The organism is Ruegeria sp. HKCCD6119 (assembly GCF_013110585.1).
In the GTDB taxonomy this organism is placed as follows: domain Bacteria; phylum Pseudomonadota; class Alphaproteobacteria; order Rhodobacterales; family Rhodobacteraceae; genus Ruegeria.
The window spans coordinates 144,404-160,464 of sequence record NZ_WVQV01000005.1; the positions used below are offsets into that span (position 1 = coordinate 144,404).

The 16,061-nt window shown below is 57.4% G+C and carries 12 protein-coding genes; 2 read left to right on the top strand and 10 right to left on the bottom strand.

Translation table 11 applies throughout. From position 1 onward, the window contains the following. Positions 1-34 precede the first annotated feature (34 nt). Both GS611_RS13580 and GS611_RS13585 read right to left on the bottom strand, forming a co-directional pair. A complete protein-coding gene (locus GS611_RS13580; RefSeq protein ID WP_171636474.1) occupies positions 35-772 on the bottom strand; it encodes a hypothetical protein in 738 nt (245 codons plus the stop codon). Then, positions 769-1,293, bottom strand: a complete 525-nt coding sequence (locus tag GS611_RS13585) for an RNA polymerase sigma factor (RefSeq protein ID WP_171636476.1) — start codon at positions 1,291-1,293, stop codon at positions 769-771. Before GS611_RS13585 ends, GS611_RS13580 begins: the two co-directional genes overlap by 4 nt. A gap of 96 nt (positions 1,294-1,389) precedes the next feature. On the opposite strand from GS611_RS13585, the gene GS611_RS13590 reads away from it, so the two are divergent. Both GS611_RS13590 and GS611_RS13595 read left to right on the top strand, forming a co-directional pair. Then, positions 1,390-2,328 (top strand): cytochrome c family protein, encoded by a 939-nt coding sequence (locus tag GS611_RS13590; RefSeq protein WP_171636478.1) that lies wholly within the window; start codon positions 1,390-1,392, stop codon positions 2,326-2,328. Positions 2,329-2,770: 442 nt separating this feature from the next. Next, the gene (locus tag GS611_RS13595) at positions 2,771-4,555 is read left to right on the top strand and encodes an ABC transporter ATP-binding protein (protein WP_171636480.1); all 1,785 of its coding nucleotides are present in this window, start codon (positions 2,771-2,773) and stop codon (positions 4,553-4,555) included. A 353-nt stretch (positions 4,556-4,908) separates the two neighbouring features. Here the strand turns inward: GS611_RS13595 and GS611_RS13600 are convergent, their stop codons facing one another. The 8 genes from GS611_RS13600 to GS611_RS13635 form a co-directional block, all read right to left on the bottom strand. After that, positions 4,909-5,862: an ABC transporter ATP-binding protein gene (locus tag GS611_RS13600; protein ID WP_171636482.1), complete on the bottom strand. Its 954-nt coding sequence runs from the start codon at positions 5,860-5,862 to the stop codon at positions 4,909-4,911. After that, a complete protein-coding gene (locus tag GS611_RS13605; RefSeq protein ID WP_171636484.1) occupies positions 5,859-6,836 on the bottom strand; it encodes an ABC transporter ATP-binding protein in 978 nt (325 codons plus the stop codon). The genes GS611_RS13600 and GS611_RS13605 overlap by 4 nt, the downstream gene beginning before the upstream one ends. Positions 6,837-6,840: 4 nt before the next feature. After that, positions 6,841-7,743 carry an ABC transporter permease subunit gene (locus GS611_RS13610; RefSeq protein ID WP_152460560.1) on the bottom strand — a complete coding sequence of 301 codons (903 nt, stop codon included), beginning with the start codon at positions 7,741-7,743 and terminating at the stop codon, positions 6,841-6,843. Further along, positions 7,743-8,750 (bottom strand): ABC transporter permease subunit, encoded by a 1,008-nt coding sequence (locus tag GS611_RS13615; RefSeq protein WP_171636486.1) that lies wholly within the window; start codon positions 8,748-8,750, stop codon positions 7,743-7,745. The genes GS611_RS13610 and GS611_RS13615 overlap by 1 nt, the downstream gene beginning before the upstream one ends. Beyond that, entirely contained in the window at positions 8,750-9,844 is a 1,095-nt protein-coding gene (locus GS611_RS13620; protein WP_171636488.1) for a Xaa-Pro peptidase family protein, read from the bottom strand. The genes GS611_RS13615 and GS611_RS13620 overlap by 1 nt, the downstream gene beginning before the upstream one ends. Before the next feature lie 68 nt (positions 9,845-9,912). Beyond that, positions 9,913-11,496, bottom strand: coding sequence for an ABC transporter substrate-binding protein (locus GS611_RS13625; protein WP_305848771.1), 1,584 nt, complete (start codon positions 11,494-11,496; stop codon positions 9,913-9,915). A 298-nt stretch (positions 11,497-11,794) separates the two neighbouring features. Then, positions 11,795-13,852, bottom strand: coding sequence for an adenylate/guanylate cyclase domain-containing protein (locus GS611_RS13630; RefSeq protein ID WP_253285049.1), 2,058 nt, complete (start codon positions 13,850-13,852; stop codon positions 11,795-11,797). A gap of 185 nt (positions 13,853-14,037) precedes the next feature. Then, entirely contained in the window at positions 14,038-16,014 is a 1,977-nt protein-coding gene (locus GS611_RS13635) for a DEAD/DEAH box helicase (RefSeq protein WP_171636492.1), read from the bottom strand. Between the last annotated feature and the right edge of the window lie 47 nt (positions 16,015-16,061).

Sequence of the window (16,061 nt, forward strand, 5' to 3'; positions counted from 1 at the left end):
CGGGCATTCCCGTTGGTTCACAAGGGGTATTCCGTCAGCCCGCAAAGGTTCGGGTCAGAACATCCAGTTCGCTGCTCAAATCGGTCTGCGGAGAGCTGCCCAGCAGCATGTAACCATAGCCATCCTGCGCCCAGGTCGCTGTTGCCAAACCGCTCAGAATGGCCTGTTTGACCTCTGCCTTCGGGGCGTTCGGCCCCTGACGGATAACACAGAAGGCAAAAGGTTGACCCTGCTCATCAGCGAAAACGACCTGAACCAAGGGCTTTCCCTTGAACGAAAGAACCTGTGCTCGCTTCAACTCCAGCCCAGGCATGGAGTCCAGCGCTTCACGGTTCAGAGACCTGCCAAGTGCTGCCTCGGCCATCGCGAACTGCTTGTCCAGCGATGCCTCGGAACTGTCCAGCGAGACAATCGTCTCGGGCACATAAAGCGACTGATAGATCGCCGCTTGCTGCGCCCAGCCCGGTTCCGCCGGACGCGTCGCCCAGAATGTCAGGGCGACGGCTGCAACCCCGACGCCCGCGGCCACGACCAGAAGGCGCAGAAACCCAGCATTGGTGTTTTGCGCCACGGGTTCCGGCAAATCGACCTTCGGCGCCGCGGTGGGCAGTTTCTCAAAGACCTGCCCAACGACAGGCGCAAACGGATCCAGCGCCATCAAGCGGCGTTCAAGCTCGACATCATCCTCAACCGCGGCCTCGATGGCGCGGCTCTGAGCCTCATCCAGCGTGCCTTCCAGATACGCCAACAGCGTCTCGTCGGAAAACGTCATTTGCCACTCCGTCGCGCGGTGTCTGCCGCCTCAAACTGCATCACGGTTTTCAGTTTCCGCCGGGCATTCGATAGCCGGCTCATGATTGTGCCGATGGGAACGTCCAGCAATGCAGCGGTTTCGCGATAGCTGTACCCTTCGACGAACACAAGCATGACCGTTTCCCGCTGCGGTTCTGGCAGCTGCATCACTTGAGTAAACACTTCAGCCGCAAAAATATTCGTTTCTGAATCCGGCAAAGTTGCGACCAGTTCCGCTTCCGGGATCACGGACAGCGCCTGTGCCCGCCGGACGGAACGAGACCGCACTTCGTTCAACCAGATTGACCGGCAGATCGTCATCAGCCAACTGTCCAGACGATCATGCGATGTTACCTGATGATGCCGCTCAAGCGCACGCAGGCATGTGGCCTGCACCAGATCGTCCGCCACATCTGATGCCCCCGACAACGCCAGAGCAAACCGCCAGACGCGTCTTGAGTGCATCTGTACGGCGTCACGAACGGCCTGTTCGGAAGTCATCTCGGCACTCATCGAATAAAACGCGACCTGTGTGTGTTTGTCAGAAACGGACCCGGCCCGCAGGGCCAAAACTGACATAAACCGCGGAGGAAAGAAATGAAACTTCTGTTGAAGGCAGTCACGTTTGCGTCGGCAATTGTTGCAACACCCATTTGGGCAGCAGATTGGACACTGGAGTCCGACCACTCGCATCTGGCCTATGGAACGATCAAGAAAAACGCGGTGGGCGAGGTCAACAGTTTCACCGGCCTGAGCGGACACGTGACACAGGAGGGCATAGCCGAAATCGAAATCGACCTGTCCTCGGTCGAGACCAACATAGATATTCGCAATGAACGAATGATCGAATTTGTATTCCGCCAAGCACCCACTGCGCGCCTGACGGCCGAATTCGACATGGCGAAGGTTTCAGGGCTGGCCGTGGGTGAAACCACCACTCTGGAAGCTGCTTCCGTGCTTTCGCTGGCCGGCACGGAAGTTGAATTTGACGCGGAAATGTTCGTCGCACGCTTGTCCGAGACGTCAGTGCTTGTTTCGACAAACGACATGGTGTTTCTCAGCACGGAAGACGCCGGTGTGAACGCCGGCGTGGACAAGCTTATGGAATTGGCAAGCCTGCCCGGCATCACCCGAACGGTACCTATTACGGCCCGGCTGATCTTTAACACGGATGAAGAGCAGGCCTCGACGGCATCGGAAGCCACAGAGGATGTTGCTGCCGCAGATGTTCAGGGGGACGCGACGGCGGGCAAAAAGGTGTTTCGCAAATGCAGTGCCTGCCACAAATTGAAAGAAGGCAGCCATGGTGTTGGCCCGTCCCTGCACGGTATTATCGGCACAAAGGCCGGACAGGCAGAGGGATACAAGTATTCGACAGCGCTGGAAAGTTCCGACATCGTTTGGACGCATGAGACCCTGAGCGCGTTCCTGACGGATCCCAAACGGTATCTTCAGGGCAATCGAATGCAGTTTCGCGGCCTGAAAAAGAACGAAGATATTGTTAACCTTCTTGCATATTTGCAAGAAGAGGGGTGAAGGCAACGCCCGAGAGACCTGGCCGCAGCGCTGAATTTCGATTTCCAACAACCGGCCCCAGACAGGATCGGATACGATACTTGTGCCCCTTCCCTGTCTGGTTTTCGGATCAACACGTGTTCAATGTCAGGAAATACAGCCCTTTGTTAGCGGGTTCATGCCGGACATACGACTCGTTTGTGGCAAAAAGCCCGTGTTTTACGGCGTTTTTTGCGAATCCTGTCACGCCACCAACCCTGCCTGCGCCCGTACAAAGAGGCAAATCCCGGTTGTCCTTGCGCTTTCCAACTCTTGTCCGATCGTCAACCAGCCATTATTTAGCGGGCGTACAGCTCAGACAGTCGGGATGGGCCGCTCTGCCGCAGCTTGGCATCTGTCCTTTAGGCCCGACAAAATATAGGTTAACTGAGCGTGCGCACAGTTTCACGATTTGGAGAACGCAATGATAAAGCGCGCCTGGAACAAGTGGCGATCAGGCTATATGGGCCGCCTTGTAGGTGAAAGCTTTTACGCGCAAGGCAAGCTGTATGGTATTGCGGTTCTGGCAATGATTGCCGTGGCGGTCACCACGGCCGGCTCCGCATATATGATGGAATACATTGTCGATGCCATGACCAGCCCCGACTTGCAGGGTTGGGCACATGTAATTGCGTTGGGGGTTGTCCTCCTGTTTCTGGTCAAAGCGGTCGCATCCTATATTCAGGCTATTTACCTTGCCCGCGCAGGCAATCGGATCGTGGCGGAACAGCAGGACAAGGTTTACCGCAAACTGCTCAAACATGGGGTCGCGTTCTTTTCGACCAATGAATCGTCGGACCTTCTGATGCGCACCACCCATGGCGCGCAGGCAGCCAGAAACCTGATCGATGTGCTGGTCACCGGGTTCGTCCGCGACGCTCTGACTCTGGTCGGGCTGGTTGCTGTGATGGTGTATCAGCAGCCCGTTCTGTCCGTCTTGTTCTTTGTCGTGGGTCCGATTGCCCTGTTGGGTGTTCGCTATCTGCTGAAGAGCGTACGAACGATCATGCAGGCCGAATTCAAGTCACTGGCGGAAATCATTCGGGTGCTGCAAGAGACCTCGGCAGGGATCAAGGTCATCAAGGTCTTCTCGCTCGAAGACCGGATGATCAACCGCATGGACACCGCCATCCGGAAAGTTGAACAGCGGTCGAACGATATCGCCAAGTTGCAGTCCATTGCCAGCCCTCTTATGGAGTTTCTGGCCGGCCTCGCCGTGGCGGGTGTACTAGTGGTCAGCACGATGGGAATCGCAGGTACGGAACAACCCAGCGCTGGCCAGTTGATGTCCTTTATCACGGCGTTGCTGATGGCCTATGAACCTGCCAAGCGGCTGTCGAAAATGCGCGTTCAGATCGAAACCTGCATGGTTGGTATCAGCATGTTGTTCGGCCTGCTGGATCAGGACGACACGATGGTGGAAAGCCCCGAAGCCCATGACCTGATCGAAGGCCCCGGCCAGATAACGTTGCGCGATGTGACTTTCGGCTATCAAGGTGCCGTACCTGTGATCGAAGACATGAACGTCACGTTCGAGGCCGGCAAGACCACCGCGCTCGTCGGTCAGTCCGGCGGTGGCAAATCTACGATATTCGGGCTGATCATGCGGTTCTACGATCCCGATGAGGGCAGCGTCGAGATTGATGGCCAAGATCTGCGCGAGGTCAGCTTTGCGTCCCTGCGAAAAAAAATCTCTTATGTCGGTCAGGATACGTTTCTGTTTTCGACGTCGATCATGGACAATCTGCGCTGCTCGGCCCCTGACGCAACCGAGGAAGAGGTCATTGCCGCGGCCAAAGCCGCACATGCGCACGAGTTCATCATGGACCTGCCGGAAGGGTACGAAACGCAAGTCGGCGAAAACGGAACCTTCCTGTCAGGTGGTCAGAAACAGCGAATTGCGATTGCACGCGCAATACTGAGAAATTCCGAGATCCTGCTTTTGGACGAGGCCACAAGCGCGCTGGACGCTGAATCGGAATCGCTTGTCAAAAAGGCTCTGGACACCCTGACAAAGGATGTGACCGTCGTCGTCATTGCGCACCGACTTTCGACTGTTCTGGAAGCGGATAAGATTATCGTGGTTCAGGATGGCTCGATCGTGGAACAGGGCAATCTGGACGAGTTGATGAAAAAGAACGGAGCCTTCCGCAACCTGTTCGATCAGCAATTCAAAAAACACGAACCCTCGGCGGAAGTGGCAGAGTAGCCCCTGCATTCGGTCTGGCACATGCCTCGCTTCTCCGGGCAAGACCCGTCCGGAAGAGGGGCGGAGTATTCTTGTCACGCGCGTCCGTGCATCGAAGTCATCAGGCCCAAGCCGCCCAAGGGATATGGCCGCTCGGGCCGCACTTGGGGAAATAGACGGTCCTGTCTTACGTACGGGTTCGAAGATGGCGGTCTCGACGATAGCGACACAAACATGTGGCATGGTCGCCCACGCCGGCGCGCCGTTCCTGCCAGCGCCTGGGCACGGAGGTTCTCCGACAAGAAGTCAACGTCGCTTTTCTTGAGGCCGCCCTGTTTGCCACCGTCTCACACCAACGCAAAAACCTACTTGCATTACAAGGGGTACAGACACGCGACCTGATGCGTTTCTCCGGCCAGTTCAGGCAATGTTGCCCTGCACTGATCGGTTGCCAGCCAACATCTTTGCGCAAAGGCGCAACCTTTTGGAATATTCATTGGCGACGGCAGTTCGCCCTCAAGCTTGATCCGTTCTTTTCGGGCCATAGGGTCTGCTCGGGGCGTCGTGGACAGCAACGCCTTGGAATAGGGGTGGCGCGGCGCGGCGAACAGCTGTTCTTTGGGCGCCTTTTCAACAGCGCGCCCCAGATACATCACGATCACGTCGTCTGCAAAATGTCGAACCACGGAAAGATCGTGCGAAATAAACAGATAGGCGAGGTCAAGCCGTTCCTGCAAATCCACAAGCAGGTTCAGGATCTGCGACTGGATCGAGACGTCGAGTGCCGAAACCGGCTCATCCAGAACCAGGACCCTGGGGTTCAACATGAGCGCGCGTGCAATGGCGATACGCTGACGCTGCCCGCCAGAGAACATATGTGGATAGCGATCATAATGCTCGGGGCGTAATCCCACCATCTCGATCATGTCGCGCGCTTGTGTCTCGCGGTCTGCGGCGGACATGTCCGGACGATTGATGATCAGCGGTTCCTGCAAGATCTGGCCGATGCGTTGACGTGGATTCAGCGATCCATACGGATCCTGGAACACGATTTGCACCGTTTCCCGCATCTTGCTCCACCGCGACGGGGTAATGTCGACACCATCAATCGTCAGCCTGCCCGACGTCGGCTCTTCAATCATCGTGACCAATCGCGCCAATGTTGACTTGCCACAGCCGGACTCTCCGACGATGGCCAGAGTCTTTCCCGGTTTCAGTTCGAAATCCACCCCAGAAAGGGCCTTTACCGTCGCTGACTTGGACAGCAACCCGCCCTTCACCGTGTAAAACCGGGTCAGATCTTTCGCCTGAACGATGGGGTCGGTCATGCCAATTCTCCGGCCGCAATTTTTTCTACGTGGTGACAACGTGCCTTGCCGAAGGCGTCGGCATGGGGGGTCGGCGGTATTTCAGCGCAAGTTGCATCAGCAAACCGGCATCGTGGGCTGAACAAGCACCCTGCGGGGCGATCGAATTGACCCGGCACAACGCCGGGAATCGTCGGGAGGATCTTGGAGGTCGCGCGCTCGGGCAAGGCGCTCAGCAGGGCCGATGTATAGGGATGACGCGGCGTGCGGAACAAATCACGCACGGGCTGCTCTTCGACTTTTTGTCCGGCATATTGCACCTGAACCCGTTCGGCGGTTTCGGCCACCACCCCCATGTCATGAGTGATCAGCACAAGGCCCATATCGTGCTCGTCCCGCAACCGAACCAGCAGGTCGAGTATCTGTGCCTGAATGGTGACATCCAGCGCAGTGGTCGGTTCGTCCGCAATCAGCAGCTTGGGCTTGCAGGCGATGGCCATCGCGATCATGACGCGCTGGTTCATGCCCCCTGACATCTGATGTGGAAAGGTGGTCAGACGGCTTTCCGGGGCCGGGATGCCGACCTGGTCGAACAGCTCAATCGCGCGCTGGTGGCGGTCCTTGCGGTTCAAACCTAGATGGATGCGCAGAGCCTCTTTGATCTGAAATCCCACCGTGAAACAGGGGTTCAGCGACGACATCGGCTCCTGAAAGATCATCGCCATGTCCTTGCCGATGATCTTGCGTCGATCGCGGGCCGAAAGACCGGCCAGATCCAGCCCCTCAAAACGCATCTCGTCAGCGGTGATCGTCGCGGTCCAGGGCAACAACCCCATCAGCGCCAGCATCGACACCGACTTGCCCGAGCCGCTTTCGCCGACGATGGCCATCAGCTCGCCCCTGTCGACCGACAGATCGACACCGTCCACCGCACGGAACTTGCCCGAGGCCGTGGCGAATTCAACAGTCAGGTTGCGGATCTGCAAAAGGCTCATGCGATCAGCTCCGTTTCAGTTTCGGGTCAAGCGCATCACGCAGGCCATCACCCATCAGGTTGATGGCAAGAACGGTGACAAGAATCGCCAGACCGGGGAAAGTAACCACCCACCAGGCGCGCAGTATGAATTCGCGCGCTTCGGCCAGCATGGTGCCCCATTCCGGGGTGGGCGGCTGCGCGCCCATGCCCAGAAAGCCCAATGCAGCTGCATCCAGAATTGCTGTCGAAAAGGACAACGCCGCCTGGACGATGATCGGAGCCAGACAATTGGGCAGCACGGTGATGAACATCAACCGTGACCTGCCAGCGCCTGCCACGCGCGCCGACGTGACATAATCCTTCTGACGTTCCGCCAGAACCGACGCGCGGGTCAGGCGCACATAGTGGGGTTGGAAAACAATGGCGATGGCAATCATCGCGTTGGTCAGCGACGGGCCAAGGATGGCCACCAGCACCAGTGCCAACAGCAGCGACGGAAAGGCCAGAACGATATCCATCACCCGCATGATCAGCGTATCGACCCATTTGGGGGCAAAGCCCGACAGCAGGCCAATCATCACGCCGCCCGACACCGCCACACAGACGACGACGATTCCAACAAAGAAGGAATAGCGCGAGCCCATGATCAGGCGCGACAGCATGTCCCGACCCAGCGGATCGGTACCCAACGGGAAAGCCCAGCTTCCGCCCTCCTGCCAAGCAGGCGGTTGCAGGATATGATCGCGGAACTGTTCGGTTGGGTCATAGGGGGCCAGAAGGGGCGCAAAAGCTGCACAAAACACAAAGGCTGCAAAAACCCAAAGCCCGATGACAGCGCCGCGGTTTTCGCTGAAGTAGTACCAGAACTCTCGCAGGGCGCTGGGGCGGTCTTCCGTTCTGGGCGGGGTTGAAGATAGTTCGGCCATCACCGCCTCCGAATTTTGGGGTTGATGATGCCATAAAGGACATCGACCAGCAGGTTCACCAGCATCACGATCACCGCGATCATCAGCAATCCGCCCTGAACAACCGGGTAGTCACGGCGAAAGATGCTGTCGACCATCCACTTTCCTATGCCCGGCCAACTGAAGATGGTTTCGGTCAGGATGGCCCCCGCCAGCAACGTGCCCACCGACAGGCCGATCACCGTAACAACCGGAATCAAAGCGTTTCGCAGCGCGTGCAATCCATTGATCCGCGAAGGTGACAAACCCTTGGCGCGCGCGGTGCGGATGTAATCTTCGCCCAGAACTTCCAGCATCGCCGACCGGGTCTGGCGTGCGATAACCGCCAGCGGAATCGTTCCCAGCACAATCGTCGGCAGGATCAGATGGCGCACGGCTGATCCGAATGCTCCTTCCTGACCCGACAACAGGCTGTCGATCAGCATAAAGCCCGTGACGCTGGGAAAATAATACAACAGGTCGATGCGGCCCGAGACCGGCGTCCAGCCCAGATTGCCCGAGAATATGATGATCAACAGCAGCGCCCACCAGAAGATGGGCATCGAGTACCCGACCAGCGCCGAGGACATCAGCGCCCGGTCAAAGAACTTCCCTCGGTTCACCGCCGCGATCACACCTGCGGGCAGACCCAGCGCAACGGCAAAGGTCATGGCGCACAGGGACAACTCCAGCGTTGCGGGGAACAGCGAAAAGAACTCATCCCATACGGGTTTCCTTGTGACAAAGCTTTCGCCCAGATCACCCTGAAGCACTCCGGTGAGGTAATCCCAATACTGCTGCAACACCGGCTTGTCGAAACCCAGCTTTTCGACCATTTCCTGATAACGTTCTTCCGTCATGCCGCGTTCCCCGGCCATCACGATGATCGGATCGCCGGGCAGCACCCGGATGAACATGAACGAAATCAACGTCACGCCCAGAAATGTCGGAACAAACAGGCCAAGACGGGTAAGGAAATAGCCAAGCATCAGCGACCTATGATTGTAAGTTCTTTGGGAAAGCGGGTCAGTGACCGACAGCCATCCCCGGTGACGAGAACGTCATCTTCTATGCGAACGCCGAACTTGTCCAATGCATACAGACCGGGTTCGTTGGTCCAGACCATGCCCGCCAGGATTTTCTGGCTGTTGCCGCGCATGATATACGGCGCCTCATGCACATCCCGGCCCAGACCGTGACCTGTCTTGGTCCGGATACGATCGGCAAAGGGCGAGGCCTCAAGCACGCCTGTGACGGCGTCGTCGATGTCATGCGCTGTCACGCCGGGGCGGCAGGCTTCGAACCCGGCTTTGTTGGCGCGCAAAACCGTGTCGTAGACATCCCGGCCTTCGTCCGGGACGTCCTGAACGAAAAAAGTTCGCGTGATGTCGGCCGCAAAACCATGTTTTCGAGCGCCAAAGTCGAACAGCAAGGCATCGCCTGCTTTGATCCGGTAGTCGGCGCGCGCCTTTCCGTGCGGTCGTGCCGAGTTGTCCCCCGCAGCCACGATGGGGGAAAAGGCCAACGACTCGGCGCCTTCCGCAAAAAGCGCCTGTATCAGCGCCTGCTCGATCTGTTTTTCGGTCTGACCTGCACGAACACCTGCAATCACACGCTCCAACGCGCGTTCCGAAATATCGATGGCCGCTTGCAGCGCGGCGATATCTTCTTCGGTTTTGATGATGCGAAGGCCTGAGATTTCGCGCTCGCCGTCCACAATCCGCAGATCCGGAATTGCGCGGGTAAACGCGTCTGACACGAAAAACCGCATCACCTGACCTTCGACGGCCAACGATCTGATAGGACTATGCGCTGCCAGCGCGGAAAATGCGCGGTCATAGCCGGTCTGATCGCGCCAGTCGAATACGGCACCCTCAAATCCAACCAGATCCCATGAGGCGAGTTCCAGATTGGGCACGATCGCCGCCGGATCACCCATGGCCGGAATCACCACGACAAAAGGGCGCTCGTGGCTCATGAAGGATTTGCCCAATGCGCGGGTGAAATTTGGACCCGGCACCAGGGCCACTGCGTCCACTGACATATCCATTGCCAATTGGCGGTATTCGGACAAATCCGGCATTCTGCCCGACCTCCTCAATAAGAAAGCCGGAGCCACCAATCAGGTGGCTCCGGTTTGTGAGTGGTGGTTTATTCGACGCTCACACCATAGAAGATGTGACCGCCCAGAGGGTGCACCTTATAGCCTTGCACCTTGTTGCTCATGGGCATGTAAACGACCGAATGCGCGATGGTTGCCCACGGAGCCTGCTCTTTGAACACAACCTGCGCTTCTTCATACAGTTTGGTCCGCTCGGCCTGATCCGTGCTTTGCTTGGCCTTCAGGATCAGGTCTTCGAATGGCTGATGGCACCATTGCGCCCGGTTGGATGCTTCGACCCCGTCACAGCCCAGCAAAACCGCCAGGAAGTTATCCGGGTCGCCATTGTCCCCGGTCCAGCCCAGCAGAACGGCACCGTCCCGGTTCAGTTCTTTCGAGCGGGACAGGTATTCACCCCATTCGTACGAGACGATTTCGACGCCCACACCGATCTTGGCGAAATCCGCCTGGATCAATTCGGCCATGCGACGGGCATTGGGGTTGTAGGGGCGCTGGACGGGCATGGCCCAGATTTTCATCGACAGGTCCGAAACACCTTCGGCCTCAAGCATCGCCTTGGCCGCTTCGGGATCATAAGGATCGTCCACGATGGCGTCGTTGTAGCCCCACATGGTAGGCGGGATCGGGTTCTTGGCCACCTGGCCCGAGCCCTGGAAGACCACGTCGATGATCGCCTGCTTGTCGATCGCCATGTTCAGCGCTTTGCGCACCTTCGGATTGTCGAATGGCGCCATGGTGGTGTTGTAGGCCAGATAACCAACGTTCAGGCCCTCTTGTTCCAGCATGTTGATGTCCGGATCATCCTTCATTGCCTGAATGTCGGCAGGGTTCGGATAGGGCATCACATGACATTCGCCTGCTTTCAGCTTTTGATAGCGCACAGACGCATCCGGCGTGATGGCAAAGATCAGGTTTTCGACCTGCGCCGGGTCGTTCCAATACGCATCATTGGCCGCGTAACGGATCACCGCGTCTTTTTGATATGCCACGAACGAGAAAGGTCCGGTGCCGATGGGTGCCGTATTCAGTTTTTCCGGCGTACCGGCTTCCATCATTGCCGCAGCGTATTCCGCCGACACGATTGAGGCAAAGTCCATCGCCATATTGGCGACAAACGGTGCTTCGGGCTTGGACAGGGTAAATTTCACCGTGTAGTCGTCGATCTTTTCGATGGACTCGACCAGATCAGGCATCCCCATACCCTGGAAATATTCCCAGGTTCCTCCTGACACTTGATGATAAGGGTGGTTTTCGTCTTTCTGACGCATGAAGGAGAAAATCACGTCATCCGCGTTGAAATCGCGGGTCGGCGTGAACGCGTCATTCGAGTGGAACTTGACGCCCTGGCGCAGCTTGAAAGTGTATTCCAGACCATCATCGCTGGCCTCGACACTTTCGGCCAGGCCGGGGACCACATTGGTCGTGCCCGTTTCAAATTCAAGCAACCGATTGTAGATCGGATGTGAAGACGCATCAAAGGTCGTCCCCGCGGTGTACAGCGCAGGATCGAACCCTTCCGGCGACCCTTCGGAACAATATACAAGTGTATTTGCCTGCGCCACGGCACCCGTCAGGGCGATCGCAGTGGTTGCGGCCAGAAGTTTGAGTTTCATGATTTTCTCCCAGAAAAGGACTTTGAAAGACAATCGCATGGCTCTTTGTCGTCAGAGCATTCAGTGACAGCACAGGTCGTCGCGATCCCTCTGCCCAATGTATCCAAAATACAAAATCTAAAGTCAACAGTGTCTTTCTGCGGATGTCTCTGAAGACCGTTTCTGCCTTTGCACCCTGATTTCAGGGTCTCATTCTCATCTTCGCCGCGAAAACGATACGACGCCCCGAAACGCTCTGCCGCGCACTCAGACCTTTCTGTTCATGGGTGCGGATCGCATGCTCTCATGGCCTGTACCCTCACGTCTTGTCCGTATGCGTAACCGCACGCCAATCCCGTGCGGGAGGGTTGGTCAAAAGCTTCGTTGCGCGCAACTTCATGGCGACGGACACAGGATCCCCGCCCCGCATTTTGTCCGCGGCTTCAAACGCAGCTATCGCCTGCTCGAACCGGCCGGAACGATAATGCGCAAGACCTTGTTCGTATGTCTCGATCCAATCAAATGATCCGTCAAAACTGCCGACCATCGCAATCAGCTCATAGACCACCAGTTCCTCGGTCCGGCCAAAGACCGCAAGCGTGTCCAGCTCTCGGACGACAATTGCGTCGGCGGCTTCGCGCCGGGTCTCGGGGCCGATCAGAATGCGCGTGCCATACTCCTTGTTGGCCCCTTCCAATCGGCTGGCCACATTCACGACGTCGCCGATTGCCGTATAGTTCAACCGCTGCTCTGACCCAATGTTGCCAACCAGAGCTTCCCCACTGTTCAACCCGATCCTGACACGCAGGGAATTTCCGGCCTCGTCCTCGATGCCCGCATCTTCCACGGTCGCGACAAGATCCAGTGCCGCGCGGCAGGCATTCTCGGCATGGAGCGCATCCTTGCGCGGTGCCCCCCAGATCGCCATGACCGCATCACCCATGAATTTGTCGATCGTCCCGTCATGGCGCGCGACGGCTGCTGCGGCCGCAGAGAAAAAAGGCTCCATCAACTGGATGATCTTGGGGCCCAGTTTTTCCGACAACCCGGTGAATCCGGTCACATCGCAAAACAACACGGAGACCTGTTTTATGTCGCCGCCCGGCTGTGTCTTGATACCCTCGGCGACCAGCATCTTCACAAGATCGGTCGGCACGTATTTTCGGAACGCGGACAACCCTGCGGCCATGCTGGCAGTGGCTGCTGACAGATTGGCCAGCTCGGACAGGTTGGAAGGCCTGCGTGAAATGTGTTCGACATCAAAGCGTTCGATTTTGCTCAGGTCTTCTGCGATGCGCGCCAATGGGTTGGCCACAATTCTACGGATCAACCAGATCGCCAGAGCGGTCGAGACGATCACGACCCCGATCAGGATATAGATCAGGTCTATCAAGGTTGCGTTGATACCCGACAAGAAGGCCGATTCCGGAATGACCGTAGCGACGCGCCACCCGTAAAAACCTAAAGGCGTCAGGGCCACCGCATAAGGAACGCCATCGATCACCACGCGTTTCGTCGAGTTGCCAGAAGTTTTGCCATCCGGGTCGCCCAACAGTTTTTCCCCCGAGATCTTGGCAACCTCGTACAGTTCACCCTCGCCCATGCGCGCCGGTGTAACTTCGTCCGCTTTTGCGTCGGGAACGGCAATTACTTTGCCATCAGCATCCAGAATAAAGGCAGCTCCAAATTCGCCGGGCTCAAGCGTCGCCAGAAAGCGTGACAAACGGTCGGTTTCTATTGCGACCGCAAGGACACCCTGCCGTGCCCGGTTGACATCGATCGGCCCCGCAAATGCGTATACGGTCTTGTCACTGCCCGGAAGATCGCGCGCTTCGATCCATCCCATCGTGTCCAGGGACATGAAATTGTTGAACCAGGCATAATCGCGAGGATCATAAGAGGTCGGAACAAAGGTCCTTTCTTCGAACTGAATATCCCCGGGAACAAAAATGTATCGATCGGTTCGCAGGTTCCGGTCGCGGATGGCCTTGTCGATCTCGATCATCTCAAGCCCGCTGTCGCCCAACCGATGCGACGCGAAAAAATTGCCGTCCGGCCAACCGAAGAAAATCCAGGAAATATTCGGCTGCGCCTGCAACTGAGACAGAAACACGAACTCTCGTTTATCGGCCTGCCGTGTTGCGATGACATTCTGTACAAAAATCGTGCGCACCGCCGACCATGCGGCTTCGGCGGATCTGAGGGTTGCCCCGACTTCGATACGGACCGCGTTTGCAATCTGGCTGTTGATCTCAGCGGCAAGCATGCGGCTGTTGTCACGCGCGGTCGTCCACCACAGCGAATGAACAACAAAGGTCGACACGCCGATGGATACGGCGACCAGCATAGATACAGCAATGCCGACACTGAACCGCATGAAAACCCCGAAAAGAATGTCCTGTACCACAGTATTCGGTTGAGATGGCAAGAAGAGCAAAGCTTAGTTTGCTCCAACCCCTAAAAATCACGCAACTGTTAAGCACATGTGTATGCCGGGACCGAAATCAACAGCACCTGGTCACTTGCCAATGGCCAGAGGACAAACCTTGTCCGTGGCGGAAATCAACTGCCCTTGGGTCCGGGTTTGCGACGTTTTGGAACTGCGTTGCCACCCTTGGCGGATTTGACGGCCGCCGCGCGTGCACGATTCTTCTTGCTGTTTGGCTTGCCCTTCGGCGGCGGCGGACCTTTCGGCGCGTCTCCGGCTTGTTTGGAACGACCCCTCTTTTGCTCGACGCTGTCGGGCTTGCGCTTTTTAGGTTTTGCGCCCGAAGCCCTGAACTGGCTTTTTGCGTCGTCATCCGACGCTCGGCGGGTTTCGGTCGCGGGCACGGTCTGGGCAGGCTGAGCCTCGGGCTTGGATTGGCGGCGGTGGGCTTTCCGCTCAGCCGGAGAGTTTTCCTTTTTGTGTCCTGTAGGTCTGCCTTTGAACTTACTTTTGAGACCGGACCGACCGGTTGACGACAGGTCCGGTGCTTTATCCAACCGCACAAGGTCTTTGGTTTCTTCGATTTTCATCTCTGGACCAATGGCGGTCAAAAAGCGGTCGACACTGGCTTCACTGATTTCGAAATAAGTTACGTCCTCGGCAATCCGAATGGCACCGATGTCGTCTTTTGTCAGATCGCCCGCCTTGCAGATCATCGGCAGCATATGACGGGGGGACGCATTCTGATTGCGCCCTTCGGACAATGAAAACCAGACGCCGGGCCCAAAGGATGCCCGTGGTCTTGGGGTGGTCTGATCGACCGCCGACAGCTCTTCCGGGGCGGAATGGCGCAGTTTGTATTGCCTGAGGTAAGCGGCCGCGATTTGTTCGGGCGTGAAGCGAGCAATCAGTTTTTCAACAGACGGCCGTTCGCTTTCCGTAATCTCTACCTGCCAGTCCTCTGATGCCAGCATCCGAACCTGGTCACGCTCGTTCACGTCGTCGGCAGACGGGGCCGATCCCCATTCTGCTGTCAGCTTGGCAAATTTCAGAATGCGCTCTGCCTTTTTTCGCGATGATGGCGCGACGATCAGGGCGCTGACGCCCTTGCGCCCGGCGCGACCTGTGCGGCCAGACCGGTGCAGCAGTGTTTCATGGCTGTTGGGCAGTTCGGCATGGACCACCAGATCAAGGTTGGGCAGATCGATGCCGCGGGCCGCAACATCGGTTGCGACACAGACCCGGGCCCGTCCATCACGCATAGCCTGCAACGCGTTGGATCGTTCGCTCTGGGTCAGCTCACCGGACAGGGCCACGACAGAAAACCCCCGGTTCGACAGGCGAGCGGTCAGGCGCGAAACCATTGCTCGGGTGTTGCAGAAAACGATGGCATTGGGGGCCTCGTAATATCGCAGCACATTGATTATCGCGTTTTCACCATCACGCGGCGCCACCGTCATGGCCCGATACTCGATATCCGCGTGCTGGGTCTGTTCGCCGACCGTGCTCACACGTACCGCCTCGCGCTGATACCGCTTGGCCAGATTGGCAATTGCGCGTGGCACAGTGGCAGAAAACAACAAGGTCTGACGATCTGCGGGTGTTTCATCAAGGATGAACTCAAGATCCTCGCGGAACCCCAGATCCAGCATTTCGTCCGCTTCGTCCAGAACAACCGCTCGGATAGCTGTCAGATCGATTGACCCTCGATTGATATGATCGCGAAGTCGTCCCGGAGTGGCCACAACGATATGGGCGCCTCGGGCCAACGCGCGACGTTCATCCCGAATGTCCATGCCCCCAACGCACGAGGCCAGAAACGCTCCCGCTCCGGAATACAACCAACCAAGTTCCCGTTTCACCTGAAGTGCCAGCTCGCGGGTCGGTGCGACAACCAGCGCCAACGGCGCTTCGGGTTTGCCGAGCGTTTCTTCATCGCCCAGCACCCTGTGTGCTATCGCCAGACCAAACCCAATGGTCTTCCCTGATCCGGTCTGGGCCGAAACCAACATGTCGCGCCCTTCCAGTTCGGGCTGGGTGACGGCTCGCTGAACTTGGGTCAATGTATCATAGCCCTTGCGCGCTAGCGCATCTGCAATGGTTTGTTTCACGGTGGTGGTTCTTTGTATCGGCCAGGTGATAGGCGCTGTGCGGAATT

What these genes read in the sequence shown, in the direction of transcription:
- GS611_RS13580 (WP_171636474.1), bottom strand. Translation starts at nt 772, where the DNA reads ATGACGTTTTCCGACGAGACGCTGTTGGCGTATCTGGAAGGCACGCTG.
- GS611_RS13585 (WP_171636476.1), bottom strand. Translation starts at nt 1,293, where the DNA reads ATGACTTCCGAACAGGCCGTTCGTGACGCCGTACAGATGCACTCAAGA.
- GS611_RS13590 (WP_171636478.1), top strand. Translation starts at nt 1,390, where the DNA reads ATGAAACTTCTGTTGAAGGCAGTCACGTTTGCGTCGGCAATTGTTGCA.
- GS611_RS13595 (WP_171636480.1), top strand. Translation starts at nt 2,771, where the DNA reads ATGATAAAGCGCGCCTGGAACAAGTGGCGATCAGGCTATATGGGCCGC.
- GS611_RS13600 (WP_171636482.1), bottom strand. Translation starts at nt 5,862, where the DNA reads ATGACCGACCCCATCGTTCAGGCGAAAGATCTGACCCGGTTTTACACG.
- GS611_RS13605 (WP_171636484.1), bottom strand. Translation starts at nt 6,836, where the DNA reads ATGAGCCTTTTGCAGATCCGCAACCTGACTGTTGAATTCGCCACGGCC.
- GS611_RS13610 (WP_152460560.1), bottom strand. Translation starts at nt 7,743, where the DNA reads ATGGCCGAACTATCTTCAACCCCGCCCAGAACGGAAGACCGCCCCAGC.
- GS611_RS13615 (WP_171636486.1), bottom strand. Translation starts at nt 8,750, where the DNA reads ATGCTTGGCTATTTCCTTACCCGTCTTGGCCTGTTTGTTCCGACATTT.
- GS611_RS13620 (WP_171636488.1), bottom strand. Translation starts at nt 9,844, where the DNA reads ATGCCGGATTTGTCCGAATACCGCCAATTGGCAATGGATATGTCAGTG.
- GS611_RS13625 (WP_305848771.1), bottom strand. Translation starts at nt 11,496, where the DNA reads ATGAAACTCAAACTTCTGGCCGCAACCACTGCGATCGCCCTGACGGGT.
- GS611_RS13630 (WP_253285049.1), bottom strand. Translation starts at nt 13,852, where the DNA reads ATGCGGTTCAGTGTCGGCATTGCTGTATCTATGCTGGTCGCCGTATCC.